This is a genomic window from Streptomyces sp. NPDC059455, from assembly GCF_042750115.1.
GTDB lineage: Bacteria > Actinomycetota > Actinomycetes > Streptomycetales > Streptomycetaceae > Streptomyces > Streptomyces endocoffeicus.
The window spans coordinates 1-25,827 of record NZ_JBHYVB010000171.1 but is presented as its reverse complement, the minus strand read 5'-3'; the positions used below and the strand labels follow the sequence as shown (position 1 = coordinate 25,827).

Sequence of the window (25,827 nt, the reverse complement as noted above, 5' to 3'; positions counted from 1 at the left end):
ACGTGATCGGCTTCGACCCCCGCGGGGGGGGGCCGCGCCCCGGGCGTGCCGTGCCTTGTGCGCCCTGCCGCGCGCCGGACGGCCCCAGTAGGGTCGGCCCATGAGCGGGCGTACGGAGAACGGGGCGGCGCGGGCCGCCTATCTGGTGTTCGGGGCACGTGAGGTCGACGAGCCCGAAGCGGAAGGCGCCAGCGCCTACTGCCAGTTCGAGAAGGACTGGGACGCCCAGCTGGAGCGGTGCGGGCGGCTGGCCGCCGAGCGGGGCTACCGGCTCTCCGGCGGCTGTGTGATGTCGGTCGCCCAGCCGACCCTTCCCAGACTCCTGGAGTGGGCGGAGGACCCGGGCGCCGATGTGGTGCTGGTGGCCAGCGACCGCGTTCTGGAGCGGTTCCGGAAGACCTGGCCGGACTGGGACCGGGTGGTCGAGCGCCTGGCGGAAGCGGGTGCGCGGGTGGAGGCCGTGCCGTATGTTGAACCCGCCTATCCGGGCGAGGAGTTGCCGCGTCGCTAGCGCGAAGTTCCTTTTGTCGCGGAGTGGTTCGGTTCGTTTCCTCACCCGAGTGGTTCAGACCTCTTGTGGGGTCGCTCAAGGTTCCCTAGCCTCACGCATATTGTGCTGTGCGAAATATGCGTTGCATTACTTGCAACGCCAAATGGTTAAGGGTCCCTATGAAGTCGTCCCATCTCTCCGCTTCCCGGCTGTCCTCCCGTATCACCGTGCCCGTGGTGGCACTCGCCCTGGCCGGGCTGGCCGCGACCGGATGCGCCCCCTCCACCTCCGACAACAGCTCCAAGGAGGACGAGAAGAGCGGCAAGCTGCGGGTCTGGCTCTTCCAGGAGGTCAATAACGCGCCCAAGAAGAAGGTGATCGACGCGGCGGTCGCCGGCTTCGAGAAGGAGCACGATGGAACCGACGTCGAGGTGACCTACATTCCCATCGACACCCGGGCGCAGAAGATCAAGGCGGCTTTCAACGACCCCAAGAGCGCTCCCGACGTCATCGAGTTCGGCAACACCGACACCGCCGGCTATGTCAGGGACGGCGGGCTGCTGGACATCAGCAAGGAGTTCGGCGGCTGGGTCGACTCGACCAATATCGACCCCACCGCGAAGTACTCGCTGACCATCGGCGGCAAGGTCTACGGCGCCCCCCTCTTCGTCGGCGTACGGGCGCTGTACTACCGGACGGACGTCTTCAAGGAGCTCGACCTGGAGCCGCCGACCACCCAGGACGAGTTGATTGCGACCGCGAAGAAGATCCGCTCGGAGCGCCCGGATCTGTACGGTCTCGCGGTCGGCGGCGCCTACACCTACGGCGCGATGCCCTTCATCTGGGCCAACGGCGGCGACCTCGCCGATGAGAAGGGCAAGTTCGGCTCCAACGAGTACGAGGCGGCCATCGACAGCGCCGACGCCCAGAAGGGCGTGAAGGCGTACACCTCGCTCTTCGGCAACGACAACTGCCCGGCCGCCAAATGCGCCCAGTGGGGCGGCAACGACACCGTCGAGGCGTTCGCCTCGGGCAAGGCGGCCATGGCGATCGGCGGCGACTTCAACCGCCAGGCCGTCGAGGCGGGCAAGGTCAAGGGCAAGTTCAAGGTCGTGCCGCTGCCGGGCGTGAAGAAGGGCGACATCGCACCGGCCTTCGCGGGCGGCAACAACCTCGGGGTGCTCAAGAGCACCTCGCACCGCACGATCGCCGTGGACCTGCTCAAGACGCTCGCCGGGAAGCAGACCCAGCGCGAGCTCTACGACGCCATGGGCTTCCTGCCCACCTTCACCGATGTGCGCGGCGACGTCTCCCATAAGGACGCCTTCGTCAAGCCCTTCGTGAAGACCCTCAACGACAGCGCCAAGTTCGTGCCCACCTCGCCCGGCTGGGCGGCCATCGACGCGCAGCTCGTCCTGCCCACCATGTTCCAGGAGATCGTCAGCGGCCGTAAGAGCGTGCCGGCCGCCACCCAGGACGCCGCGAAGAAGATGGACGAGGCATTCGAGCAGTGAGCGCCGGCACCGCACAGCACGCCCGGCGAGCCCCCGCCAAGGGCCGCCGGTCCCGGCCGGGATCCACCGTCCCGGCCGGGCGCCGATCCGGGAAGGGCGCCCGGCGCGGCACCTGGACCCCCTGGCTCTATCTCGCCCCGGCACTCATCGTCCTGGGCGGGCTGCTCGTCTACCCCATCTACCAGCTCGGTCTGATCTCCTTCCTGGAGTACACCCAGGCGCAGGTCAGCGGCGGTGAAGCGACCACCTTCCAGGGGTTCGCCAACTACGCCGAGCTGTTCGGCGACGGCGAGTTCTGGAACGTCGCCGTCGCCACCCTGCTCTTCGCCGCCGTCTGCGTGGTGTCCACCCTCGCCGTCGGCTGTGCGCTGGCGGTGCTGCTGACGCGCGTACGGGCGATTCCGCGGCTGGCGCTGATGCTGGCCGCGCTCGGCGCCTGGGCCACCCCGGCGATCACCGGCTCGACGGTCTGGGTCTTCCTCTTCGACCCCGACTTCGGGCCGGTGAACAGGGTCCTGGTGTGGTTCGGCCTCTCCGGCTTCGAGGACTACTCCTGGACCTACGACCGCTACAGCGCCTTCGCCCTGGTGCTGTTCGAGGTCGTGTGGTGCTCGTTCCCGTTCGTCATGGTCACCGTCTACGCGGGCATCCGGGCCATCCCCACCGAGGTGCTGGAGGCCGCCGCCCTCGACGGCGCCTCCGCCTGGCGGATCTGGCGCACGATCATGGCGCCGATGCTGCGGCCGATCCTCGTCGTGGTGACCATCCAGTCCATCATCTGGGACTTCAAGGTCTTCACGCAGATCTACGTCATGACGAACGGCGGCGGGATCGCCGGCCAGAACATGGTGCTCAACGTGTACGCGTACCAGAAGGCGTTCGCGTCCTCGCAGTACAGCCTGGGCTCGGCGATCGGCGTGGTGATGCTGCTGATCCTGCTGGCCGTCACGCTGGTCTATCTGCGGCTGCTGCGACGCCAGGGAGAAGAACTGTGAGCCACTCGCGCGTCTCGCTGCGCATCCGCCGTCCCTGGCGCTTCGCCGCCGAGGCCACCGCCCTGATCGTGGCGGCCGTGGTCGCCTTCCCGCTGTACTGGATGGTGCTCTCGGCCTTCAAGCCCGAGGGGGAGATCCAGTCCACCGAGCCCCGGCCGTGGACGGGGTCCCCGTCGCTGGACTCCTTCCGGCGCGTCTTCGAGCAGCAGGACTTCGGGCGCTACTTCCTCAACAGCCTGTTCGTGGCCGGGGTGGTGGTGGTCGCCTCGGCGCTGATCGCCTTCCTGGCGGCCACGGCGGTCGCCCGCTTCAAGTTCCGCTTCCGCACCACGCTGCTGATCATGTTCCTGGTCGCCCAGATGGTGCCGATCGAGGCGCTGACCATCCCCATGTTCTTCCTGATGCGCGATCTGGGGGAGTCGGTGCCGGGGGTGGGGCTCAACACCCTGGGCTCGCTGATCCTGCCGCACATCGCCTTCTCGCTGCCCTTCGCCATCTGGATGCTGCGCGGCTTCGTCAAGGCGGTGCCCGAGGCGCTGGAGGAGGCGGCCTATCTCGACGGGGCCAGCCGCTCCCGCTTCCTGTGGCAGATCCTCTTCCCCCTCGTCTTCCCCGGACTCGTGGCGACGAGCGTCTTCTCCTTCATCTCCGCCTGGAACGACTTCCTCTTCGCCAAGTCCTTCATCATCAGCGCGACCGAGAACTCCACCCTTCCGATGGCGCTGCTGGTCTTCTTCAAGGACGAGGGGAACGACTGGGGAGGGATCATGGCGGCGTCCACCGTCATGACCATCCCCGTGCTGATCTTCTTCGTGCTCGTCCAGCGCCGGCTGGTCTCCGGCCTCGGCGGTGCGGTGAAGGACTGACGATGACTGACGCGGACTGACGAGTACTGAGGACTGACGAGTACTGACAAGAGCTGACGAGGAACTGACAGGGGAGCAGATGACTCACGACGCCGCGGGGCTGATCCCCGCGCCCCGCCATGACCAGAGCCGTCCCGGCCGCGCGGGCGCGCGGATCCACCCGCGGCGCACCGCCCTGGCCGCCGGGCCCGGCACCGAGGGGGTGGCGCGGCTGCTGCGCACCACCCTCGGCCAGGCGCTCGGCCTGTCCCTGCCGGACGGCGAGCCCGGCGGCGACGACACCATCAGCCTCCGGATCGACGCCGCGCTGGAGCCCGAGGGCTACCGGCTCACCGTGGCCGACGGCCGGGTGGAGATCGCGGGCGGCACGGCCGCGGGCGTCCACTGGGGCACCCAGACCCTCCGTCAGCTGCTGGGCCCCGACGCCTTCCGCCGCGCCCCGCTCAGGGGCGCGGAGACCGGCTGGGAGCTGGCGGAGCGGACGGTCGAGGACGCGCCGCGGTTCGCCTGGCGCGGGCTGATGCTGGACGTGGCCCGCCACTTCATGCCCAAGGACGGCGTCCTGGCCTATCTGGACCTGCTCGCCGCCCACAAGCTCAATGTGTTCCACTTCCATCTCACCGACGACCAGGGCTGGCGTGTCGAGATCCGCCGCTACCCGAAGCTGACCGAGATCGGCGCCTGGCGCGAGCGCACCAAGCTGGGCCACCGGGCGTCCCCGCTGTGGGACGAGCGGCCGCACGGCGGCCACTACACCCAGGACGACATCCGCGAGATCGTCGCCTACGCCGCCGAGCGGCATATCACCGTCGTGCCCGAGATCGACATCCCCGGACACTCGCAGGCCGCCATCGCCGCGTACCCGGAGCTGGGCAACACCGACGTCATCGACACCGCCTCCCTCGGAGTCTGGACCACCTGGGGCATCAACCCGAACGTACTCGCCCCCACCGACAACACGCTCCGTTTCTACGAACACGTGCTGGAAGAGGTCCTGGAGCTGTTCCCCGGCGCCTTCGTCCACATCGGCGGCGACGAGTGCCCCAAGGACCAGTGGAAGGCGTCCCCGGCCGCCCAGGAGCGCATCCGGGCCCTGGGCCTCGCCGACGAGGACGAGCTGCAGAGCTGGTTCATCCGACACTTCGGCCACTGGCTCGCCGAGCGCGGCCGCCGGCTGATCGGCTGGGACGAGATCCTCGAGGGCGGCGCGCCCGACGCCCCGCTGCCCGAGGGCGCCGCGGTCTCCTCCTGGCGCGGCTACGCGGGCGGGATCGCCGCCGCGCGGGCCGGCCACGACGTCGTCATGTGCCCCGAGCAGCAGGTGTACTTCGACCACCGGCAGGCCCCGGGCGAGGACGAGCCGGTCCCGATCGGCTATGTCCGCACTCTGGAGGACGTCTATCGTTTCGAACCGGTTCCCCCGCAGCTCACCGGCGTAGGAGCGGACCGGGTGCTGGGCGCCCAGGCCAATGTCTGGACCGAGGTGATGGAGGACCGCCGGCGGGTGGACTACCAGGCCTTTCCCCGGCTCGCCGCCTTCGCCGAGGTCGTCTGGTCGGCGCTGCCGCCCTCTCCCGAACGGGACTTCGAGGCGTTCCAGGGGCGCATGGAGGCACATTACGCGCGCCTGGACGCGCTCGGCGTGAGCTACCGGCCGCCCGCCGGGCCGCTTCCCTGGCAGCGGCGCCCCGGCCTTCTCGGACGCCCGCGCGAGGGGGCGCCCCCGATCGTGTGAGCCGCCCGTAAGGTGCGCACCGCGCTCCGCCGCCCCTGGGAGCGTAGTCCCACCGGCGCAAGGCCAAATCGCACAAGGGTCCCTGAAACGTGGCAATCCACTCCCGGCGGAGACGTCGTAAGAAACCCGTACCATTCCCCAGGTCAGGGACGGATCCACGGATCACGGACCCCCGCGACGGCGGGCTCGCAAGATGTGCCAGAGTTGCCACGTCCGGGCTGTCAGCACGTACCGTACGGCGCAACAGCCGGGACACCGGGGAAGGGGCAGCTGGGTTGACCACGCACGCACCGCAGGCGGCGCACACGGTGACGTTGCCGAGCACGCTCGACGAGGCCGTGGCGGCACTGGCCGCCATGCCCGCCGCCGTGCCCGTGGCGGGCGGTACCGATCTGATGGCCGCGGTCAACTCCGGCCTGCTGCGGCCCGCCGCGCTCGTCGGCCTCGGCCGGATCAGCGAAATCCGCGGCTGGCGCTATCTGGACGGGCACGCCCTCCTCGGCGCCGGACTCACCCACGCCCGGATGGGCCGCCCCGACTTCGCCGCGCTGATCCCGGCGCTGGCCGCGTCCGCGCGCGCCGCGGGGCCCCCGCAGATCCGCAACGCCGGCACCCTGGGCGGCAACATCGTCACCGCCGCCCCCACCGGCGACGCGCTGCCGGTGCTCGCCGCCCTGGAGGCCACGGTGATCATCGCCGGGCCCGAGGGGTCCCGCCGCGAGATCCCGGTCAGCCATCTGCTCGCCGGGGTCGATCTGCTGCGCCCGGGTGAACTCGTCGGATTCGTCCGGGTTCCGCTGCTGCACGCCCCGCAGACCTTCCTGAAGGCCACCGGGCGCACCGGGCCCGGCCGGTCCACCGCCTCCGTCGCCCTCGTCCTGGACCCCGCGCGGCGCGGGGTGCGCTGTGCCGTCGGCGCGGTCGCGCCGATGCCGCTGCGCCCCCTGGAGGCCGAGCGCTGGGTCGCCTCGCTCATCGACTGGGACGGCGACCGCGGCCATCTGGACCCGCAGGTCACGACCGCTTTCGGTGAGTACGTCGCCGCCGCGTGCATCCCCGATCCGCTGCCCCCGCAGGACGGCAGCGAGCCGGTCCCCCTGCCGCCTGCCGCGATCCACCTGAGGCGTACCGTGGCAGCCCTGGCCCGCCGAGCACTGGGGAGGGCACTCGCGTGAGTGATGAACAGCAGCCGCACCGGCCGGATCCGGGGAGCGGATGGCAGCCGATGCCGCACGGCCCGGAGTACGACGCCGAGTCGACGGCCTTCGTCCAACTGCCGCCCGAGTTCGCCCACCCGGACCCGACCGACCCCTCCGGCCGTTGGGACCCGCTCGCGGCGCCCGGCACGGGCTACGCGCCCCCGCCGATGGACACCGGGCACGGTGACCCGTCCCAGGGCGGCCACTGGCAGCCGTCCGGCCATGGCCAGGGCGCGCCCCACGACCAGGGCATGACCGGGCACTGGACCACCGCCGAGACCGATGGCGGCTACCTCTATGGCGGCCACCACGATCCCCAGCACGGCTCCGGCCAGTGGCCGATGCCTGCCGAGGACCAGCAGGGCCACCACCTGCCGAACACCGGCCACTGGCCGGCTCCGGCGGCCGAGGAGCCGGTGGACGACTGGCCGGTGCCCGCTCCGTCCGACGACGGCGCCGGCCGGCCCGTGCACACCAGCCAGTGGACCATCCCGGTCGCGGGCGACGAGGGTGTGGACGAGACCGGTGAGTACCGCGTCGACGACCACCCCGGCCCGGCCGCCCCTCCGTACGGCGGCCACGCGGACGGTCCCCAGGACCCGCAGACGACGGCCCAGTTGCGGATGCCCTTCGCCGGGCCGGCGCAGCCCCGGCAGCAGCCGCACCAGCCCCATCAACCGCACCAGCCGCACCAGCCCCATCAGCCGCACCAGCCCCATCAGCCGCAGCCCGGGCAGCAGCAGGGGCACTCCGGCCAGTGGTCGGTTCCGGCCGCCGACGAGGGCACGGAGGACTCCGGGGAGTACGCGGTCGAGGGCCACCCGAGCCCGGCCGCGTCCGCACCACCGGCCGCGCCCATGCCGCCGCCCGCCCGCCGCCGGCTGCGCATGCCCGACCGCGATGAACCGGCCGCGGACCCGGCGTGGCCGGGCCCCTCCGCCGGGGACTCGGGCGAGTTCACGACCGAGGGGCACCAGGGGCTGCGCACCCCGCCCCGCGGCACCCCGCCGCACGGCACGCCCTCTCACGGCACCCCGCCGCACGGCGGCCCCGCGCCCGAGCGGCCCGCCGCCGACGACCCCGGCTGGCGGCCCGGCGATCCCGGGGGCTCCGGCGAGTTCCCGGTCGACGGGCAGCACGCAGGGCGGGAGATCCCGCCGCACGGCAGCCCGGCCCCCGGCCTGCCCCAGGAGGCGTCCTGGCACGACGCGTTCGCGGACGACCGGTTGGCGGGCGCCCCCTTCGCGGGCGACACCCATGGGCACGCCCCGCACCCCGGCCCCGAGGACGGCGCGGGCCACACCGACGCCGCCGAGGCCGCGCCGGGCGCCGCCGAGGCCCCGGCCGAGGCGGTGCCGGACGACGCCGGGCCCGAGTTCACCGCTACCGCGGCCGGGTCCGAACCGGCCTTGGCCGAGGGCGAGTTCACGGAGGCGTCTGACGTTGCCGGAGGGGCTCCGGCCGACGCCCCCGAGGCCGCCGACACCCCCGTCGAGCCCCTTGCGGAGCCCCTCCTCGCCGAGGCCGCCCAGGCCGCGGACGAGGGCCCGAGCCACAGCGAGCATCCGCTCGCCTCGTACGTACTGCACGTCAACGGCGCCGACCGCCCCGTCACCGACGTCTGGATCGGCGAGTCGCTGCTCTACGTCCTGCGCGAGCGCCTCGGCCTCGCCGGGGCCAAGGACGGCTGCTCCCAGGGCGAGTGCGGGGCCTGCTCGGTCCAGGTCGACGGGCGGCTCGTCGCCTCCTGCCTGGTGCCCGCCGCCACCGCCGCGGGCAGCGAGGTCCGCACCGTCGAGGGCCTCGCCACCGGCGGACAGCCCTCCGACGTCCAGCGCGCGCTCGCCCAGTGCGGGGCCGTGCAGTGCGGCTTCTGCGTACCCGGGCTCGCGATGACCGTGCACGACCTCCTCGAGGGCAACCACGCCCCGACCGACCAGGAGACCCGCCAGGCGATCTCCGGCAACCTCTGCCGCTGCTCCGGCTACCGCGGCGTCCTCGACGCCGTCCGCGAGGTCGTCGCGGGCCGTGAGGCCGCCGACGAGGCGGAGGCCGAGGCGGACGAGGGACACGACGCCCACCAGGACCCGGCCCGCATCCCGCACCAGACGGGACCGCACGGCATCACCGGCAACGGGAGCGTCAACGGAAGCGGTAGCGGAAGGGCATCGGCATGACCGGAATCGCGGACGGCGCGGGCGCCGTCACCGCCACCCCCGCCGCCGGAACGCCCGTCCAGCCCCCGTCCACCATGGGCCTCGGGGTGTCCCTGCCGCCCACCGACTCGGCCGCCAAGACCTCGGGCACCTTCCCGTACGCGGCCGACCTGTGGGCCGAGGGGCTGCTGTGGGCGGCCGTGCTGCGCGCCCCGCACCCGCACGCCCGTATCGTCTCCATCGACACCAAACAGGCCGTCGACATGCCCGGCGTACGGGCCGTGGTGACCCACACCGACGTGCCCGGCGACGCCTCCCACGGCCGCCGGGTCGCCGACCGTCCGGTGTTCGCCAAGGAGCTGGTCCGCCACCACGGCGAGCCCATCGCCGCGGTCGCCGCCGACCACCCCGACACGGCCCGGCTGGCGGCCGCCGCCATCGCCGTCGAGTACGAGGTGCTGGAGCCGGTCACCGACCCCGAGCAGGCGTTCTCCGCCGAGCCGCTGCACCCCGACGGCAATCTGGTCCGCCACATCCCGCTGGCCTTCGGCGACCCGGACGTGGTCGGCGAGGTCATCGTCGAGGGGCTGTACCGCATCGGCCGCCAGGACCCGGCGCCCATCGGCGCCGAGGCGGGCCTGGCCGTGCCGCGCCCCGACGGCGGGGTGGAGATCTACACCGCCTCCACCGATCCGCACGCCGACCGCGACCTGGCCGCCGCCTGCTTCGGTCTTGAGCCGGAGCGGGTGAAGGTCGTCGTCACCGGCGTCCCCGGCGCCATGGGCGAGCGCGAGGACCCGGGGATGCAGCTGCCGCTCGGGCTGCTGGCGCTGCGCACCGGCCATCCGGTGAAGCTGGCCGCGACCCGTGAGGAGTCCTTCCTCGGCCACGCCCACCGCCACCCCACCCTGCTGCGCTACCGCCATCACGCGGACTCCCAGGGCAAGCTGGTCAAGGTCGAGGCGCAGATCCTGCTGGACTCGGGCGCCTACGCCGACTCCTCGGCGGACACGCTGGCCGCCGCCGTCTCCTTCGCCTGCGGCCCCTATGTCGTTCCGCACGCCTTCATCGAGGGCTGGGCGGTGCGCACCAACAACCCGCCCTCCGGCCATGTGCGCGGCGAGGGCGCGATGCAGGTGTGCGCCGCGTACGAGGGCCAGATGGACAAGCTGGCGGCCAAGCTGGGCCTCGACCCCGTCGAGATCCGCATGCGCAATGTGATGGCCACCGGCGATCTGCTGCCCACCGGACAGACCGTCACCTGCCCGGCCCCGGTCGCCGAGCTGCTGCAGGCCGTAAGGGACGCACCGCTGCCCACCCTCCCCAAGGACGACCCCGAGGAGGAGTGGCTGCTGCCGGGCGGCCTGGAGGGCGCGGGCGAACCGGCCGCGGTGCGGCGCGGGGTCGGCTATGCCCTGGGCATGGTCCACATGCTCGGCGCCGAGGGGAGGGACGAGGTCTCCACCGCCACCGTCAAGGTCACCGGGCCGGTGGCCACCGTCATCTGCGCGGCCGTCGAGACCGGCCAGGGCTTCACCACCCTGGCCCGCCAGATCGTCCAGGACGTCCTCGGTATCGAGGAGGTCCATGTGGCGCCCATCGACACCGACCAGCCCCCGGCCGGGCCCGCCTCGCGCGGCCGCCACACCTGGGTCTCGGGCGGTGCGGTCGAGCGCGCCGCGAAGATGGTCCGCACTCAGCTGCTGCAGCCGCTGGCACACACGTTCGGCATGTCCACCGAGCTGCTCAGCATCGCCGACGGCAAGATCACCTCGTATGACGGGGTGCTCAGCACCACCGTCGAGGAGGCTCTGGAGGGCAAGGAGCTGTGGGCCACCGCGCAGTGCCGTCCGCACCCCACCGAGCCGCTGGACGAGACCGGCCAGGGTGACGCCTTCGTCGGGCTCGCCTACTGCGCGGTGCGCGCCGTGGTGGACGTCGACATCGAGATCGGCGCGGTACGGGTCGTCGACATGACGGTGGCCCAGGACGTGGGCCGGGTCCTCAACCCGCGTCAGCTGAGGACCCGTATCGAGGCGGGAGTCGCCCAGGGCATCGGCGCGGCGCTCACCGAGAACCTGCGCACCTCACGCGGGGTGGTCCGGCACCCGGACCTGACCGGCTACGCCCTGCCGACCGCCCTGGACGTCCCCGACGTCCGCATCGTCAAGCTGGTCGAGGAGCGGGACGTGGTGGCGCCGTTCGGCGCCAAGGCGGCCAGCGCGGTGCCGGTGGTCACCACCCCGGCGGCGGTGGCGGCGGCGGTCCGCGCGGCCACCGGCCGTCCGGTCAACCGCCTCCCGATCCGCCCCCAGGCGGCGGTGGTCAACCGAGGCTAGGGCGCCCGCGGGCGGGCCCGCCGCCCGCGCCTCGCCGTCCGCGGCGCGGGGTTGTCAGAGACGTGTAGGCACGGGATTGTCCGAGACGTGTAACAGAGGGATCCTTCCCCGCCCCGACTCCATCCTCATGTTTGCGAAAGCGACACAGGAGACATGGGGAGCGAGGCGGACATGGCGCGGCACCGGATCATGGGGGCGAACGGCCGAATACTGGCGGCGGCGTTCGGTGTGATGGGGGTAACCGCCCTGGCCGCCGTGTGGACCGCCCAGTCCGGAACCGCCGAGGCGGACCCGGGTGCGTCCCCGACGCCGAAGCCGATCGTGGGCCAGACCTCCAAGCCGGACCCCAAACTGCCCGACCCCGTGGTCAACATGGACATAGCCCACGCCTCCGACAAGGGCGCCAAGGGCGTCAACATCACGATCGACGACGGTCCGGATCCGACCTGGACCCCGCAGGTGCTCCAGGTGCTCAAGGCCAATGGCGTCAAGGCCACCTTCTGCATGGTCGGTCCGCAGGCCCAGGCCCATCCGGACCTGGTCAAGGATGTGGTCGCGGACGGGCACCGGCTGTGCGACCACTCCATGTCGCACGACACGACGATGGGCACCAAGTCATCCGCCTACCAGTCCAAGGAGATCCTCGACGCCCAGCAAATGATCACCAAGGCGTCAGGGGGCGTCAAGCCGCTCTACTACCGTGCCCCGGGTGGTGCGTTCACCCCGTACAGCCGTCAGATCGCCGCCGCGCAGGGCATGCGGCCGCTGGGCTGGAACGTGGACTCCAAGGACTTCAAGCAGCCGGGGGTCGACACCATGGTCAACACCGTCAAGAACGAGATCTCCAGCGGCCCCACCGTGCTCTTCCACGACGCGGGCGGCGACCGCGGCCAGACGGTCGAGGCACTGCGCCAGGTCCTGCCGTGGCTGAAGGAGCAGGGGTACAGCTTCGGCTTCCCGGTGCGCTGATCAGGGAGACAGAGCGCCCGCACCGCTGAGCCAGTGCCGGGTCCGTCACCGGCGGACGCCATCCGCCCGCCAGCGCCGCGTCCGTCACCGGCGGACGCCATCCGCCCGCCGGTGATTGGACACTCCGCTCAGGCCGGGGGCCGACCCGTCAGAGCGGGCTCGCGCTCGCCCTCGGCGGCGAACGGGCACTGCCAGTCAGCGGGCTTCGGGCGGCCGGAGTAGCGGCGGGCCTCGGAGAGCTCCTCGTACTCGAGCAGATTGGGGTTTATGTCGCCCTGGAGCTGGATGTCCTGCTTGCGGATCTTCTCCGCGAGCCGGTCCCACATCTTGGCGCCCTTGATGCGGTCGAACTGCTCATGCGAGTTGAAGGCCAGCATCGGGAAGGGAGGACGGCGGCCCCAGCGGCGGTGGGTCTCGTGCAGACCGATGACGAAGAAGGGGTGACCGGCGACGCTGTAGGCGAACTCCCTGGCCTGCGGATCGGACGAACAGGCCTCGGCCCAGCGATAGGACCTTGAGTCCTGTTCGTGGAGTAGCTGGAGCTGTTCCCACAGCAGCTCCTCGAACCGCAGCTCATCCACCCCGCGAGGCTGCTCGAAGGTCGCGATGAAGCTCGTGAACGACCGGTGGCTCCAGTCGGCCGAGTCCACGAAATCCGCGAGATCGAGTGCCATCAGCCGGGCCGAATCGTCGGACCCCATCAGGTCGTAGTGACGATGGGTGATGCCGCCCTTGCGCCAGGCGGACCGTCCCGCCAGGCAGGCGAACCGGTCCCCCAGAATGAACCGCTCCACCTCGTCCGTTGCGTCCACTGTCATGGCCAGCCTTCCTTCCAACTACGTGCCTCCGCGCTGGGAGCTCATCTCCTTCTCCACATGAAGGCGCCCACCCTGCTCACCTGCCTAGGAGAGCAGGAGAACGAGATGGGGCGCCTGGCTGAATTGTGATCGTTGAGGGCCCATTCGGCGAAATCGGGGCGGGGGGGGGGGGCCCCGGGGGGGGGCCCCGCCCCCCCCCCCCCCCCCCCCCCCGCCCCCCCCCCCCCGGGCGGCGCCCCGCCGCGCCCCCCCCCCCCCCCCCCCCCGAGGGAGCGGCCCCGACCCGGGCCCTGAGCCCCGGCCCTTCAGCTCCGGGCGCGGTCCAGCGCCGCGGCCACCACCGGGCCGATCCGGTCCAGGGACTCCTCCCGCATCATCCGGTAGTGGTGATCGGGGACACCGTGCACCACCAGGGCGCCGTCCACGGAGGAGAGCCAGGCGTCCGCCACATGCAGCGGATCGCGCCGGTAGCCGGGGATCTCCGCCATGGCCCGGAACAGCAGCATGTCGCCCTGGAACCGCTCGGGCGTGAACTTCCGCATCAGCTCCTGGTCGTTGAGCAGGATGTCGAGCAGCGGGAAGCTGGTCTCGCCCTCCAGCAGCCGGGTGGGCAGCCCGGTCTCCCGGCAGAGGTCGGCCACCAGGTCGGCGGTGCCGTCGGCCCCGTCGGGGTGCGCTTCCAGCCAGCCCGGGGCGAAGATATCGCCGCCCCCGATGTCGTCGAGCAGCACCCCCAGCCACTGGCGCTTGCTGAGCTCGGGCGCATCGGGCAGCGCCTGGGCGTTGTCGGGGTAGGCGTCGACCACGGCCAGCGTGGCGACCTCCTCGCCCCGCGCCTGCAGCCGGGTCGCCATGGCGTGGGCGATCAGCCCGCCGAAGGACCAGCCGAGCAGATGGTACGGACCGGTCGGCTGGACGGCCCGGATCTGCTCCAGATAGTCGGCGGCCATCTCCTCGACGCTCGCCGGGAGGACGTCCGGTTCGGTGAGACCGCGCGCCTGGAGGGCGTACACCGGCTGGTCCGGGGCGAGATGGCGGAGCAGTCCGGTGTACGACCAGCCGAGACCGCCGCCGGGGTGGACGCAGAACAGCGGCGGGCGGGCCCCCTCGCCGCGCAGCGGCAGCAGGATGTCCAGCGGCTGCTGCGGGTGCGCCTCGGCCGGGCCCGCGGCGTCCAGGCGGGCCACCAGCCGGGCGACGGTCGGCGCCTCGAAGAGGTCGCGCATCGACAGCTCGGTGGCCAGCGCGGCGCGGGCCTGGCTGGCCAGCTTGGAGGCGAGCAGCGAATGGCCGCCGAGCAGGAAGAAGTCGTCGTCGACGGTGACGTCGTCGACGCCCAGGACCTCGCCGAAGAGCGCGCACAGCGTCTCCTCGCGCGGGGTGCGGGGCGCGCGCCCGCCCGTGGTGGCCTCGAAGGAGGGGGCGGGCAGCGCGTCGCGGTTCAGCTTGCCGTTGGCGGTCAGGGGAAGGGCGTCGAGGATCACGAACGCGCTGGGCACCATGTGCTCGGGCAGCACCTCGCCCAGCGCCTCGCGGGCCGCGGAGACGTCCGGCGGGGTGTCCCCGGCGGCCGTCACATAGCCGACCAGCCGCTGGTCGCCGGGCCGGTCGGCGCGGACCGCCGCGGCGGCCTCGGCCACCTGAGGGAGCGCCCGCAGCGCCGCCTCGACCTCGCCCAGCTCGACGCGGAAGCCGCGCAGCTGGACCTGGTCGTCGGTGCGGCCCATGTACTCGACGTCGCCGTCCGGCCGCGTACGGGCCAGGTCGCCGGTGCGGTACATCCGGGTGCCGGGCGGACCGTAGGGGTCGGCGACGAAGCGCTCGGCGGTCAGGGCGGCCCGGTTGAGGTAGCCGCGGGCCAGCTGCGCCCCGGACACGTACAGCTCGCCGGTGACCCCGGCCGGGCAGGGCTTCAGGGCGGTGTCGAGGACGTACATCCGGGTGTTCCACACCGGCCGGCCGATCGGCACCGGGCCCTCGCCGCCGGGCGCGGAGGGGTGGTGGGCGATCTGGATGGTGGTTTCGGTGGGCCCGTAGAGGTTGTTCAGCGGCACGCCGGGGAACCGCTCGTGGAACCGCTCTGCGGTCTCGCGCGGCAGCGCCTCACCGCCGCTGAAGGCCCGGCGCAGGACGCCCGCGCACGCGTCGGCGGCGCCCGGCTCGGCGAGGAACGCCTGGAGCATCGACGGCACGAACTGGAGCGTGGTGATGCCCTCCTCGCGCACCGTGCGTACCAGGTACGCCGGGTCCTTGTGGCCACCGGGCTTCGCCACCACCAGCGTGGCGCCGCTGAGCAGCGGCCAGAAGAACTCCCAGACTGAGGCGTCGAACCCGGCCGGGGTCTTCTGGAGCATCCGGTCCCCGGGGGCGAGGCCGTAGGCGCCCTGCATCCACTCCATGTTGTTGGCCACGGCCCGGTGGGGCACGAGGACGCCCTTGGGGCGACCGGTGGAGCCCGAGGTGTAGATGATGTACGCGGGGTGCTCGGGGTCGATCGCCACCGCCGGGGCGGAGCCGCCCGCGGCGTCGTCGGTGCCCGTGAGGTCCACGACGTCCAGCAGCAGCCGTCCCACGCCGTGGCGCGCGGGCAGCGCACCGGCGCTGTCGGCTCGGGTGACCACGAGCGCGGGGCCCGCGTCGTCGAGCATGTACGCCAGCCGCTCGGCCGGGTAGTCCAGGTCCAGGGGCAGATACGCGGCCCCCGTCCTCAGCACCGCGATCAGCGCGATGACCAGGTCCGCGGAGCGGGGCAGGGCCACGCCGACGGTGCGCTCGGGCCCGGCACCGCGCGCGATGAGCACCCGGGCCAGCCGGTTGGCCGCCCGGTCCAGCTCCGCGTAGCTGAGCACGGTGTCATCGCAGACCAGGGCCTGGGCGCCGGGGGTCCGGGCGGCCTGGGCCGCCAGCAGCTCCGGGAGGGTGGCGCCGGAGGTGGGGTGCGCCGTGTCGCCCGGCGCGCCCAGGACCCGCCGGCGCTCCTCGGCGGACAGCAGCTCCAGCGAGCCGACGGTGCGCTGCGTGTCGGAGGTGTCGGAGAGGGTGCGCAGCAGGCCGAGATAGCGCTCCCGGTGGCCGATGAGCGCGTCCTCGGTATAGAGGTTGGAGTTGGCGTTGAGGTCGATCCGGATACCGGTGCCGTCGGACCGGTCGTATCCCATGATCGAGAGGTCCTCGACGGTGCCGTTGGAGAGGTTGTGCGCCTTGACCCGGTGACCGGCGAAGTGGAAGTCGTAGTCGTACGTCATGATGTTGACGTGCGGGCCGAGCAATCCGTTTCCGCCGTCCGGGAGTCGCAGATCCCGGGCCAGGTCGATTCGGCGGTAGCGCTGATGCCGAAGGGCCTGCCTGACTTCACGTGAGATCTGCCGGACCAGCTCCCGTATTCGCATATCTGCGCGCACCTGGATGCGCAGCGGCACCACATTGGCGAACATCCCGGGAATAGCGCGGGAAGTGGCATCGGTACGGCCGGATACGGGCAGCGTCAGAATGATGTCCGATTTACCGGTCAATCGGTGCAGATACAGCGCGGTTGCCGCAATGATCATAGCGGACCAGTGGGTGGCGTATTTACGCGCGGCGGCCCGCAGCTCGACCGCTTCCGCCTCGGTCAGGTAGGCGGTCTGGCGGTGGACGGTGGAAAGTTCCCTGGTGGGGTGGGTGGAAAGCCGCGCCGGGCGCGGGGAATCACCGAAGTGTTCCAGCCAGTACGCCCGGTCTTTGGCGAAATCCGGTGAGGTCCGGTATTCCGCGTCCAGGTCGAGCATCGCCCGCAGGGGGGCGAAGACCGTTTCCCCCTCGGCCGGGTCGGTCCCCTCGACGAGCGCGGTGTACACCTCGGCGGTCCGCCGGCCCAGCAGGGCGGCCGAGCCGGCGTCCGAGACGATGTGGTGGGTGCCCTGGTACCAGAGGAAGCGCTCGGCCTCCACCTTGATCAGGGCGAAGGAGAACGCCGGGTGGTCGCCCAGCCTGAGCGCCCCCGTGGCCAGGTCGTTCTTCATCCACCGCTCGGCCGTGGCCCAGGGGTCGTCCTCGGCGCTGAGGTCAAGCTTCGGGAGCTCCCAGTCGGTCACCGGGTCAAGGGCCTGCCAGGGCTCCCCGTCGTCCTCGCCGACCCGGATGTTGTAGGGCTCGGCCTCCGCCACGGCTCTGCGCAGGGCCCGCTCGAATAGCTCGGTGTCTATCGGTCCTTGTATCTCCAGGTACTCACCGACCCGGAAGGTGGTGCTCTCCGGCGGCTCCAGCTGCTCTATGAACCAGATTTCACTCTGGCCGGTCGAGAGCGGCAGACGGGCGGCCGGTATGGCGGGCTGCACATTTCCCCCACTGAGAATGGGACCACGATCGAAGAATGTGCCCGCCGACCGGGAGTAGTTTTCCGCACGGTCACAGGCACCACACGCGACCCTATGAGACGGAATTGCACTCAGTGCGGGGGTCACGAGACCGTTCGGTGGCGAGACTGTGAAAATCGCCGAGCCCTAGGTGTTTACCTGGAGTATCCGCGATGGCTCAACGGCATGGGCGCGTGCACGAGCATGCGCCCTACGGGTGCAAGTGTCCAGAGGGTGTCGGGGAGTTCACCGAGCGGCAACCCAATGCGCGGACGCCGAGTGAGGCGCCCGCGCCGGGGTGTGGAGGCCGTGGCGGGAATCGAACCCACGTAACTCGATTTGCAGTCGAGCCCCTCAACCACTCGGGCACACGGCCGATGTCGTGCCTACGTTCTCGACGATAGGACCGAGGTGGGGCGGGCACAACGGAGCGGCGGGGGCTGCCATACGACTGACACACTGCGTTCACGGCCCGCCGGGCGACGCCCAGGCCCCCTCATGGCGTGGGCGCGCGCCCCGCCTTTACTCCGCGGGGCGCTGCGCCAGGAAGTCCTCGACCACCTGGCGGAAGAGGTCCGGCTCGTCGACCCACGGATAGTGGCCCACCCCGGGCAGCGGCCGCGCCCGGCCGTTCGGGAAGGACTCGGCCACCAGCTCCCCGGCCCGCATCCCGGTCACCGCGTCCCGGTCGCCGGTGATCGCCAGTACCGGGCACGGCACCTCGCGCAGCCGGGCCAGCACCGCGCGCCGCCCCGCCTCGTCGACGCCCTGCCAGAAGCCGGCCCGCGCCACTCGCCCCAGCTGCTCGCCCTCGCTCTCGGCGTGCGCCCGCTGGGGCTCCTCCCAGCGGCCGTACGCCATGGGGGCGGCCTGGAGCAGCAGCCTGCGCATCTCGGGGAGGTCGGTGGTGTCGGGCAGCAGCTGCACCGCCGTGTACGCCTCCTCCCACCAGGGCTCGTCGGCGCGGGACTCGAAGATCTCCCGGGCGTCCTCGGGGAGTTCGCCCTGAAGGCGGGCGCCCGGACTGACCAGGATCAGCCGGCTGAGCCGCTCGGGGTGGGCGGCCGCGTACGCCTGGGCGGTGGCGGCGGCCGCGTCATGGGCGAGCAGCGGGAAGCGGACGAGGTCCAGATGGCGGCGGAGCGCCTCGAGGTCCTCGGCGAGCCCGGGGAAGGCGTAGCCGATGGGGTCGAAGGCCGGCGGGGAGTCCCCGGTGCCGCGGCTGTCGGGGATGAGGAGGGTGTGGTGGGCGTTCAGCCCGCCGAGGTCGCCCAGATACGCGGCGTCCCGTCCCGGCCCGCCCGCCAGGCAGATCAGCGGTGGCCCCGCCGAGCCGTCCCGGGCCTCCAGGACGCGGTAGGCCAGCTCGGTTCCGTCGTACGAGGTGTAGTGCGGCATGGGGTCAGCTTGCCCCAGCTTTGTCATCTTGACCGTGCTTGACCGGGTGTCCTCGCGCACCGGGTGTGGCGCCGGGCGGTATGTCCCGTGGCGTCGGGCCGTATGTTTCGTGGCGCCGGGCCGTGGGGCGGCTCCGGCCCGGCCCAGTGGTCCGGCTCAGTCGTCCGGCCCAGTGGTCCGGCTCCGTGGCGTGGTGGCCCGGGTGACGCAAAAGCGCCGGTAGGGGCGATCTTGTGGGGCCCCAAATCCCGCTTATGGTTTCGGTCTCGGGCTCCGTATGATGCGAGCGTGTTCGATTCCCGGCACATCAAGACGTTCCACGAGGTGGTGCGCTCCGGCTCCTACTCCGGGGCCGCCCGCGCCCTCGGCTACACCCAGCCGGCCATCACCCAGCAGATGAAGGCGCTCGAACGGGCCGTGGGCAGTCCGCTGTTCATCCGGGTCGGCCGGGGGATGCGGCTCACCGAGGCGGGGGAGACCCTCGCCCGGCACGCCGACACCATTCTGACCAGCATCTCCACCGCACAGCAGCAGATGAGCGCCATCACCCGGCTGCGCTCGGGCCAGGTGCGGATCTGCGCCTTCCCCAGCGCCAACGCGACCCTCATCCCCGAGACCATGGCCCGGCTCGCCGCCGCCCATCCGGGGGTGCGGGTGGAGCTGCTGGAGGGCGAGCCGCCGGATTCGCTGGGGCGGGTGGTGCGCGGGGAGTGCGACATCACCCTCGCCTTCACCTATCCCGGGCTGCGCGAGGAGACCCCCGCCGAGCTGGTGGAGATCCCGCTGCTGGAGGACCAGCTGACGGTGCTGCTGCCGACCGGCCATCCACTGGCCCGGCGGCGGTCGGTCAAGCTGGCCGAGCTGAGCGAGGAGCGCTGGATCGCCGGATGTCTGCGGTGCCGCGCCAACTTCCTGCACGAATGCGCCGAACAGGGCTTCGCCCCGGACATCGCCTTCACCACCGACGACAATCTGGTGGTGCAGAGCATGGTCGCGGCCGGGCTCGGCGTGGCGATGATGCCGGGCCTGGTGCTGTCGTTCCTGTGCCACCAGAAGGTCACCGGGCGCGCCCTGGACCCCGCCTCGCGCCGCCATGTCTCGGCGTACGTCCTCCGCGAGCACCTGGGGATACCGGCCACCGCGCGGGTGCTGGAGGAGCTGAAGACGGTGGCCGGGAACCGGGTCGGATGCTGACCCCTTACCCATAAGCGGAGCTTGGGGACGGCTCAACAACCTGTCGTTGGACGTGATGGTGCGAGCGGCAGGACGCTGCCACCATGACCACCCCGACCGCGTATCCGTCCTCCCGTCTTCTCACGGCACGCCTCGGCGCGTTCGTCGGCGACGTCCGTGAGGCCGTCGGCCGGGGCCTGGCGCCCGATGTGACCGCCTATCTGGTGGGCGAGCGGCTCGCGTCCCACCTCGGCGCGGACGATCTGCTCACCCCCGGGCAGCGCGAGGGCCACCCCGACCGCTACCGCCAGCACATCCTGCACGCCGAGCCCGACGGCAGCTTCTCGATCGTCGCGCTGGTGTGGCTGCCCGGCCAGCGCACGGCGATCCATGACCATGTGTCCTGGTGTGTGACCGGCGTCCATGAGGGCGAGGAGCACGAGCGGCGCTACCGCCTCGTCCCGGACGGCCCTGGCTCGCGGCTGATCGCGGTGGAGGACGTGGTCAACCCGCGCGGCGCGGTGTGCGGATTCGCGCCGCCCGGAGATATCCACAGGGTGTGGAACGCCTGCGGGACGAAGGCGATCTCGATCCATGTCTACGGGGCGGACATCGCCCGCCTGGGCAGCAGCGTCCGGCGGGTCTACGACCTCCCGACGGCGGACGACCACCTGGCGACGGCGGATGGCCACCTGGCGACGGCGGATGGTCACCTTCCGACGGCGGACGCCCATCTCCCCACGGCGGACGGCCAGTGACGCTGACCGCCGCGCCCGGCCGGGCGCGGCAGGCTGCCGGATGGCGGCCGCCCGCCCCGGCGTACGGGCTCGGGCTGGCCGCGGCCGGGGTCGGGGCCGCCTGGGGTGTCCACCGGCTGCTCCCCGCCGTCCCCCTGCTGACCGCCGCCGTGGTGCTGGGCATCGTCGCCGCGCATCTGCCGGGGGCGCGCGGCCTGGTCCGGGGCGTCTGCCGGGCCGGGCTGTCGCTCGCCGGGAAGCGGCTGATGCGCCTGGGCATCGTGCTGCTCGGCCTCAAGCTCAGCCTGAACGATGTGCTGGGCCTGGGCTGGGCCACCGTGGCGATGGTCCTGGGCGTGGTCGCCGCCACCTTCTGCGGCACCTGGTGGCTCGGCCGCCGGATGGGGCTGAGCGGCGACCAGCCGCTGCTGATCGCCACCGGCTACTCGATCTGCGGGGCCTCCGCGATCGGCGCGGTGAGCGAGGTGTCGGACAGCGATGAGCGCGATGTGGCCACCTCCGTGGCGCTGGTGACGCTGTGCGGCACGCTCGCCATCGCCGTCCTGCCGCTGCTCCAGCACCCCTTGGGACTCGGCGACGAGGCGTTCGGCCGGTGGGTGGGGGCGAGCGTGCACGACGTGGGCCAGGTGGTGGCCACCGCGCAGACCGCCGGGCCGTCGGCGCTGGGCGACGCGGTGCTGGTCAAGCTGGTGCGGGTGGCCCTGCTCGCCCCGCTGGTCGCGGTGCTCGCGACATCCGTACGGGCGCGGGCGCGCGCCAAGCAGGCGGAGGGCGAGCAGGTGGAGGGCGAGGAGACGGAGCGGCGGCGGCCGCCGCTGGTGCCGCTCTTCGTCCTGGGCTTCCTCGCGATGACGGCCCTGCGCAGCACGGACGTCCTGTCCACCGCCGTGCTGGACAGCGCCGCCACGGCCCAGGAACTCCTCCTCGCCGCCGCCCTCTTCGGCCTGGGCAGCGCCGTCCACCTGCCCTCCCTCACCCGCACCGGCGCCCGGGTCGCCGCGCTGGGGCTGTGCGCGTGGGTGGTGATCGCGGGTGCGTCGTACGGGGGCGTCCTGCTCACCACGTAGGGCGGCGGATGTACCTAGGCCCAGCGGCCGAGCGCGGCTCCGTCCCGCGACAGGTGTGACATCCCGGAACGCCACTTACCCTGACGCCATGACCCCTCGCGACCCCCTCGACGCCGGTGCCGCCGACGCCGCCGTCACGGACAGCGCCCTACCACCCCAGGCGGCCGCCGCCTCCGCCGTCCACCCCGAGCCGGCAGCCGGAGCCCTGGGTCCGGCGGCAGCCGGTGACCTGGACCCGGCGGGCGACGGTGACACCGGCGACACCGTACTGGGGAGGCGCTACCGCGCCCTCACCCTCGGCATCGTCACCGTCGTCTCCCTCATCGCCTTCGAGGCGAGCGCGGTCAACACCGCGATGCCGGTCGCGGCCCGCGCGCTGGACGGGGTCGAGCTCTACGCGTACGCCTTCTCCGCCTACTTCACCGCGAGCCTGTTCGCGATGGCCCTGTCAGGGGAGTGGTGCGACCGCAAGGGGCCGCCGGCGCCGCTGTTCGCCGGGATCGCGGCGTTCGCCGCCGGGCTGCTGGTGGCCGGTTCCGCGCAGACGATGTGGATGTTCGTGGGCGGGCGCGCGGTGCAGGGCATAGGCGGCGGGCTGGTGATCGTCGCGCTGTACGTGGTGGTGGGCCGCGCCTATCCGCAGCGGCTCCAGCCCGCCGTGCTGGCGTCCTTCTCCGCCGCCTGGGTGCTGCCGGTCATCGTCGGCCCGCTCGCCGCCGGAACCGTCACCGAACACGCGGGCTGGCGCTGGGTGTTCCTCGCCATTCCGGTGCTGGTGCTGCCGCCGCTCGCGGTGATGCTCCCCGCCCTGCGCGCCCTGCCCCCGAGCGACCTCTCCGCGGGCATGAACCGCCGCCGCATCCTGCTGGCGCTCGCCGTCGCGGTGGGCGCCGGGCTGCTGCAGTACGCGGGCCAGGACCTCAACTGGCTCTCCCTCGTCCCGGCCGCCGCCGGGCTCGCCCTGATCGTCCCGTGCGTACTGCGGCTGCTGCCCAAGGGCACCTTCCGCGCCGCCCGCGGACTGCCGTCGGTGATCCTGCTGCGCGGCGTGGCGGCGGGGTCCTTCCTGGGCGCGGAGAGCTTCGTCCCGCTGATGCTGGTGACCCAGCGCGGCCTGTCCGCGACCGCCGCCGGGCTCTGCCTCACCGGCGGCGGCCTCACCTGGGCCCTGGGCTCCTACACCCAGAGCCGCCCCCGCCTGGAGCCGTACCGCGAACGGCTGATGGGCCTCGGCCTGCTCCTCATGGCCGTCTCCATCGCCATGGTGCTCCTGGCCCTCATCGACTCCGTCCCCGCCTGGATCGTGGCCGTGGCCTGGGTGATCGGCGGCTACGGAATGGGGCTGGCCATCTCCAGCGGGAGCGTGCTGCTGCTGAAGCTCTCCCGCCCGGAGGACGCGGGCAGCAACTCCGCCTCCCTCCAGGTCTCCGACGCGCTCGGCAACATCACGCTGGTCGGCCTCAGCGGTGTCCTCTTCGTCACCTTCGGCGGTGGCGACATCGCCCCCACCGGCACCGCGGCCACCCACCAGCCGGCCGCCTTCGGGGCGGTCTATGTGGCGATGACGGCGGTGGCGCTGGTGGGCGCCTGGGTGACGACGCGGTTGCGGCCCGAAGTCGATTAGCGCCGTGTGGCGCGGACGGGATGTGAGCCTGATCCCACCCTCGGGTGGGATCCGCACGTACCCCGGAGCGTGAAGCACGGCACCGGTAGGCTGACGCGGTTCCCGATCGACCCCGCCGAGTCAGCCCGACGGAGACCGTGAGTACTACTGCCGCCTCCACCAGCCATCACCTCTCGCCCGCCTTCCCCGGCCGGGCGCCTTGGGGTACCGCGAGCAAGCTGCGCGCCTGGCAGCAGGGCGCGTTGGACAAGTACATCCAGGAGCAGCCGCGGGACTTCCTCGCGGTGGCGACCCCCGGCGCCGGTAAGACCACCTTCGCCCTCACCCTCGCCTCCTGGCTGCTGCACCACCACGTCATCCAGCAGGTGACGGTCGTCGCGCCGACCGAGCACCTCAAGAAGCAGTGGGCGGAGGCCGCCGCGCGGGTCGGCATCAAGCTGGACCCGGAATACAGCGCGGGCCCGCTGAGCCGCGAGTACCACGGCATCGCCATCACCTACGCGGGCGTCGGCGTCCGGCCCATGCTGCACCGCAACCGGATCGAGCAGCGCAAGACGCTCGTCATCCTCGACGAGATCCACCACGCCGGCGACTCCCGCTCCTGGGGCGAGGCGTGTCTGGAGGCGTTCGAGCCCGCCACCCGGCGGCTGGCCCTCACCGGCACCCCGTTCCGGTCCGACACCAACCCCATCCCCTTCGTCACCTACGAAGAGGGCAACGACGGCATCCGGCGCTCCTCCGCCGACTACACCTACGGCTACGGCAACGCGCTGGGGGACGGCGTCGTCCGCCCCGTCATCTTCCTCTCCTACAGCGGCAACATGCGCTGGCGCACCAAGGCGGGCGACGAGATCGAGGCACGGCTCGGCGAGCCGATGACCAAGGACGCCGTCTCCCAGGCATGGCGCACCGCGCTCGACCCGCGCGGCGACTGGATGCCCAACGTGCTGCGCGCCGCCGACCAGCGGCTGTCCGAGGTCCGCAAGGGCATCCCGGACGCGGGGGCGCTCGTCATCGCCTCCGACCAGGACTCGGCCCGCGCCTACGCCAAGCTGATCCGCGAGATCACCGGCACCAAGGCGACGCTGGTGCTCTCCGACGAGGCGGCGGCGTCCCAGCGGATCGAGGACTTCAGCCACTCCGACGACCGCTGGATGGTCGCGGTCCGCATGGTGTCCGAAGGAGTGGACGTGCCCCGGCTGGCGGTCGGGGTGTACGCGACCACCATCTCCACCCCGCTCTTCTTCGCCCAGGCCGTCGGCCGCTTCGTACGGTCGCGGCGGCGCGGCGAGACCGCGTCCGTCTTCCTCCCCACCATCCCGAACCTGCTCGGCTTCGCCAATGAGATGGAGGTCGAGCGCGACCACGTCCTCGACAAGCCGAAGAAGGACGGCGAGGAGGAGAACCCGTACGCGGAGGAGGAGAAACTCCTCGAGGAGGCCGAGAAGCAGCAGGACGAGGACACCGGCGAACAGGACCAACTGCCCTTCGAGGCACTGGAGTCGGACGCGGTCTTCGACCGGGTGCTGTACGACGGCGCCGAATTCGGCATGCAGGCGCACCCCGGCAGCGAGGAAGAGCAGGACTACCTGGGCATCCCGGGACTCCTCGAACCCGACCAGGTGCAGATGCTGCTCCAGAAGCGGCAGGCCAAGCAGATCGCGCACAGCCGCAAGAAGCCGGACACGGAGGCGGATCTGCTGGAGCTTCCGGCGGAGCGGCGGCCGGTGGTCACCCACAAGGAGCTGCTGGAACTGCGCAAGGAGCTCAACTCGCTGGTCGGCGCGTACGTCCACCAGAGCGGAAAGCCGCACGGCGTGATCCACACCGAACTGCGCCGGGTGTGCGGCGGCCCGCCGAGCGCGGAGGCGACGGCGGGACAGATCCGCGAGCGGATCAAGAAGGTCCGGGAGTGGGCAACGCGCATGCGCTGACGCGCGCACCTTTCCCCTCCCCGACGCCTGACGCTATGCGGCTCCGCCACACGGCAGGGACTCCGCCCCCGGGATCCGGGGGCGGGCCCGAACGCCCCCTGGCGCGCTGGCCCCCCCCGGCGCGCCAGGACGGCGGGGCCTGGTGACTGGGGTGGCGTGTCTTTCCCCTCCCCGCCCCTTCCCGTAACAGGGGCTTCGCCCCTGGCCCCCGGGCTCGGGGGTGGAGCCCCGGCCGCCCCCTTGCGCGCTGGTGCGCCAGGACGGGTCCCCTCCCCGCCCCTTCCCGCAGCGTCGATATGCGGCTCAGCCGCGGGGCGGGGGCTTCGCCCCTGGGCCCCGGGGGTCGGGGGCGGGGCCCGGACACCTTCTGGCGCGCTGGCCCGCCCGGGGCTTGGCCCCTGGTCCCCGGGGTCTGGGGCGGAGCCCCAGTTGTGGGGAGGGGCGGGGAGGGGAAAGCA

17 protein-coding genes and 1 tRNA gene are annotated in these 25,827 nt (G+C 72.4%); 14 read left to right on the top strand and 4 right to left on the bottom strand.

Annotated features, from left to right (window positions below; all coding sequences use genetic code 11):
- The first annotated feature begins 100 nt into the window (after nucleotides 1-100).
- The 9 genes from ACFXB5_RS40415 to ACFXB5_RS40375 all read left to right on the top strand — a co-directional run bounded on the left by ACFXB5_RS40415 (nucleotide 101) and on the right by ACFXB5_RS40375 (nucleotide 12,263).
- Nucleotides 101-511 carry a recombinase family protein gene (locus tag ACFXB5_RS40415; RefSeq protein ID WP_044574522.1) on the top strand — a complete coding sequence of 137 codons (411 nt, stop codon included), beginning with the start codon at nucleotides 101-103 and terminating at the stop codon, nucleotides 509-511.
- A 158-nt stretch (nucleotides 512-669) separates the two neighbouring features.
- Entirely contained in the window at nucleotides 670-2,004 is a 1,335-nt protein-coding gene (locus ACFXB5_RS40410) for an extracellular solute-binding protein (protein WP_385218181.1), read from the top strand.
- Nucleotides 2,001-2,999: a carbohydrate ABC transporter permease gene (locus ACFXB5_RS40405; RefSeq protein ID WP_385218178.1), complete on the top strand. Its 999-nt coding sequence runs from the start codon at nucleotides 2,001-2,003 to the stop codon at nucleotides 2,997-2,999. Before ACFXB5_RS40410 ends, ACFXB5_RS40405 begins: the two co-directional genes overlap by 4 nt.
- Entirely contained in the window at nucleotides 2,996-3,865 is an 870-nt protein-coding gene (locus tag ACFXB5_RS40400; protein WP_385218175.1) for a carbohydrate ABC transporter permease, read from the top strand. Before ACFXB5_RS40405 ends, ACFXB5_RS40400 begins: the two co-directional genes overlap by 4 nt.
- A gap of 79 nt (nucleotides 3,866-3,944) precedes the next feature.
- Entirely contained in the window at nucleotides 3,945-5,600 is a 1,656-nt protein-coding gene (locus ACFXB5_RS40395; protein WP_385218174.1) for a beta-N-acetylhexosaminidase, read from the top strand.
- A 275-nt stretch (nucleotides 5,601-5,875) separates the two neighbouring features.
- On the top strand, nucleotides 5,876-6,775 hold the full coding sequence (locus tag ACFXB5_RS40390) for an FAD binding domain-containing protein (RefSeq protein ID WP_385218171.1): 900 nt from the start codon (nucleotides 5,876-5,878) through the stop codon (nucleotides 6,773-6,775).
- Nucleotides 6,772-8,976 carry a 2Fe-2S iron-sulfur cluster-binding protein gene (locus ACFXB5_RS40385; protein ID WP_385218168.1) on the top strand — a complete coding sequence of 735 codons (2,205 nt, stop codon included), beginning with the start codon at nucleotides 6,772-6,774 and terminating at the stop codon, nucleotides 8,974-8,976. Before ACFXB5_RS40390 ends, ACFXB5_RS40385 begins: the two co-directional genes overlap by 4 nt.
- Complete coding sequence (locus ACFXB5_RS40380; protein ID WP_385218165.1) at nucleotides 8,973-11,294, top strand: xanthine dehydrogenase family protein molybdopterin-binding subunit; 2,322 nt, start codon at nucleotides 8,973-8,975, stop codon at nucleotides 11,292-11,294. Before ACFXB5_RS40385 ends, ACFXB5_RS40380 begins: the two co-directional genes overlap by 4 nt.
- 171 nt (nucleotides 11,295-11,465) lie before the next feature.
- The gene (locus tag ACFXB5_RS40375) at nucleotides 11,466-12,263 is read left to right on the top strand and encodes a polysaccharide deacetylase family protein (RefSeq protein ID WP_385218184.1); all 798 of its coding nucleotides are present in this window, start codon (nucleotides 11,466-11,468) and stop codon (nucleotides 12,261-12,263) included.
- A gap of 128 nt (nucleotides 12,264-12,391) precedes the next feature.
- On the opposite strand, the gene gntA is transcribed toward ACFXB5_RS40375, so the two are convergent.
- From gntA to ACFXB5_RS40355, 4 genes are all read right to left on the bottom strand, one after another.
- Nucleotides 12,392-13,081 carry a guanitoxin biosynthesis heme-dependent pre-guanitoxin N-hydroxylase GntA gene (gene gntA, locus ACFXB5_RS40370; RefSeq protein ID WP_385218162.1) on the bottom strand — a complete coding sequence of 230 codons (690 nt, stop codon included), beginning with the start codon at nucleotides 13,079-13,081 and terminating at the stop codon, nucleotides 12,392-12,394.
- 305 nt (nucleotides 13,082-13,386) lie between these two features.
- Nucleotides 13,387-17,397: an amino acid adenylation domain-containing protein gene (locus ACFXB5_RS40365; RefSeq protein WP_385218160.1), complete on the bottom strand. Its 4,011-nt coding sequence runs from the start codon at nucleotides 17,395-17,397 to the stop codon at nucleotides 13,387-13,389.
- A gap of 319 nt (nucleotides 17,398-17,716) precedes the next feature.
- A tRNA-Cys gene (locus tag ACFXB5_RS40360) sits at nucleotides 17,717-17,791 on the bottom strand.
- Nucleotides 17,792-17,937: 146 nt separating this feature from the next.
- Nucleotides 17,938-18,813, bottom strand: a complete 876-nt coding sequence (locus ACFXB5_RS40355; RefSeq protein WP_385218158.1) for an alpha/beta fold hydrolase — start codon at nucleotides 18,811-18,813, stop codon at nucleotides 17,938-17,940.
- 288 nt (nucleotides 18,814-19,101) lie between these two features.
- Here ACFXB5_RS40355 and ACFXB5_RS40350 point away from each other — a divergent pair, with 288 nt between their 5' ends.
- The 5 genes from ACFXB5_RS40350 to ACFXB5_RS40330 all read left to right on the top strand — a co-directional run bounded on the left by ACFXB5_RS40350 (nucleotide 19,102) and on the right by ACFXB5_RS40330 (nucleotide 25,369).
- A complete protein-coding gene (locus ACFXB5_RS40350) occupies nucleotides 19,102-20,007 on the top strand; it encodes a LysR family transcriptional regulator (protein ID WP_385218155.1) in 906 nt (301 codons plus the stop codon).
- Nucleotides 20,008-20,090: 83 nt separating this feature from the next.
- On the top strand, nucleotides 20,091-20,744 hold the full coding sequence (locus ACFXB5_RS40345) for a cysteine dioxygenase (protein WP_385218152.1): 654 nt from the start codon (nucleotides 20,091-20,093) through the stop codon (nucleotides 20,742-20,744).
- Entirely contained in the window at nucleotides 20,741-21,811 is a 1,071-nt protein-coding gene (locus tag ACFXB5_RS40340) for a YeiH family protein (protein WP_385218151.1), read from the top strand. The genes ACFXB5_RS40345 and ACFXB5_RS40340 overlap by 4 nt, the downstream gene beginning before the upstream one ends.
- Before the next feature lie 88 nt (nucleotides 21,812-21,899).
- Complete coding sequence (locus tag ACFXB5_RS40335; RefSeq protein ID WP_385218148.1) at nucleotides 21,900-23,435, top strand: MFS transporter; 1,536 nt, start codon at nucleotides 21,900-21,902, stop codon at nucleotides 23,433-23,435.
- A gap of 137 nt (nucleotides 23,436-23,572) precedes the next feature.
- Entirely contained in the window at nucleotides 23,573-25,369 is a 1,797-nt protein-coding gene (locus ACFXB5_RS40330) for a DEAD/DEAH box helicase (RefSeq protein ID WP_385218145.1), read from the top strand.
- The last annotated feature ends 458 nt before the right edge of the window (nucleotides 25,370-25,827 follow it).

What these genes read in the sequence shown, in the direction of transcription:
- ACFXB5_RS40415 (WP_044574522.1), top strand. Translation starts at nt 101, where the DNA reads ATGAGCGGGCGTACGGAGAACGGGGCGGCGCGGGCCGCCTATCTGGTG.
- ACFXB5_RS40410 (WP_385218181.1), top strand. Translation starts at nt 670, where the DNA reads ATGAAGTCGTCCCATCTCTCCGCTTCCCGGCTGTCCTCCCGTATCACC.
- ACFXB5_RS40395 (WP_385218174.1), top strand. Translation starts at nt 3,945, where the DNA reads ATGACTCACGACGCCGCGGGGCTGATCCCCGCGCCCCGCCATGACCAG.
- ACFXB5_RS40380 (WP_385218165.1), top strand. Translation starts at nt 8,973, where the DNA reads ATGACCGGAATCGCGGACGGCGCGGGCGCCGTCACCGCCACCCCCGCC.
- ACFXB5_RS40375 (WP_385218184.1), top strand. Translation starts at nt 11,466, where the DNA reads ATGGCGCGGCACCGGATCATGGGGGCGAACGGCCGAATACTGGCGGCG.
- gntA (WP_385218162.1), bottom strand. Translation starts at nt 13,081, where the DNA reads ATGACAGTGGACGCAACGGACGAGGTGGAGCGGTTCATTCTGGGGGAC.
- ACFXB5_RS40355 (WP_385218158.1), bottom strand. Translation starts at nt 18,813, where the DNA reads ATGCCGCACTACACCTCGTACGACGGAACCGAGCTGGCCTACCGCGTC.
- ACFXB5_RS40345 (WP_385218152.1), top strand. Translation starts at nt 20,091, where the DNA reads ATGACCACCCCGACCGCGTATCCGTCCTCCCGTCTTCTCACGGCACGC.
- ACFXB5_RS40335 (WP_385218148.1), top strand. Translation starts at nt 21,900, where the DNA reads ATGACCCCTCGCGACCCCCTCGACGCCGGTGCCGCCGACGCCGCCGTC.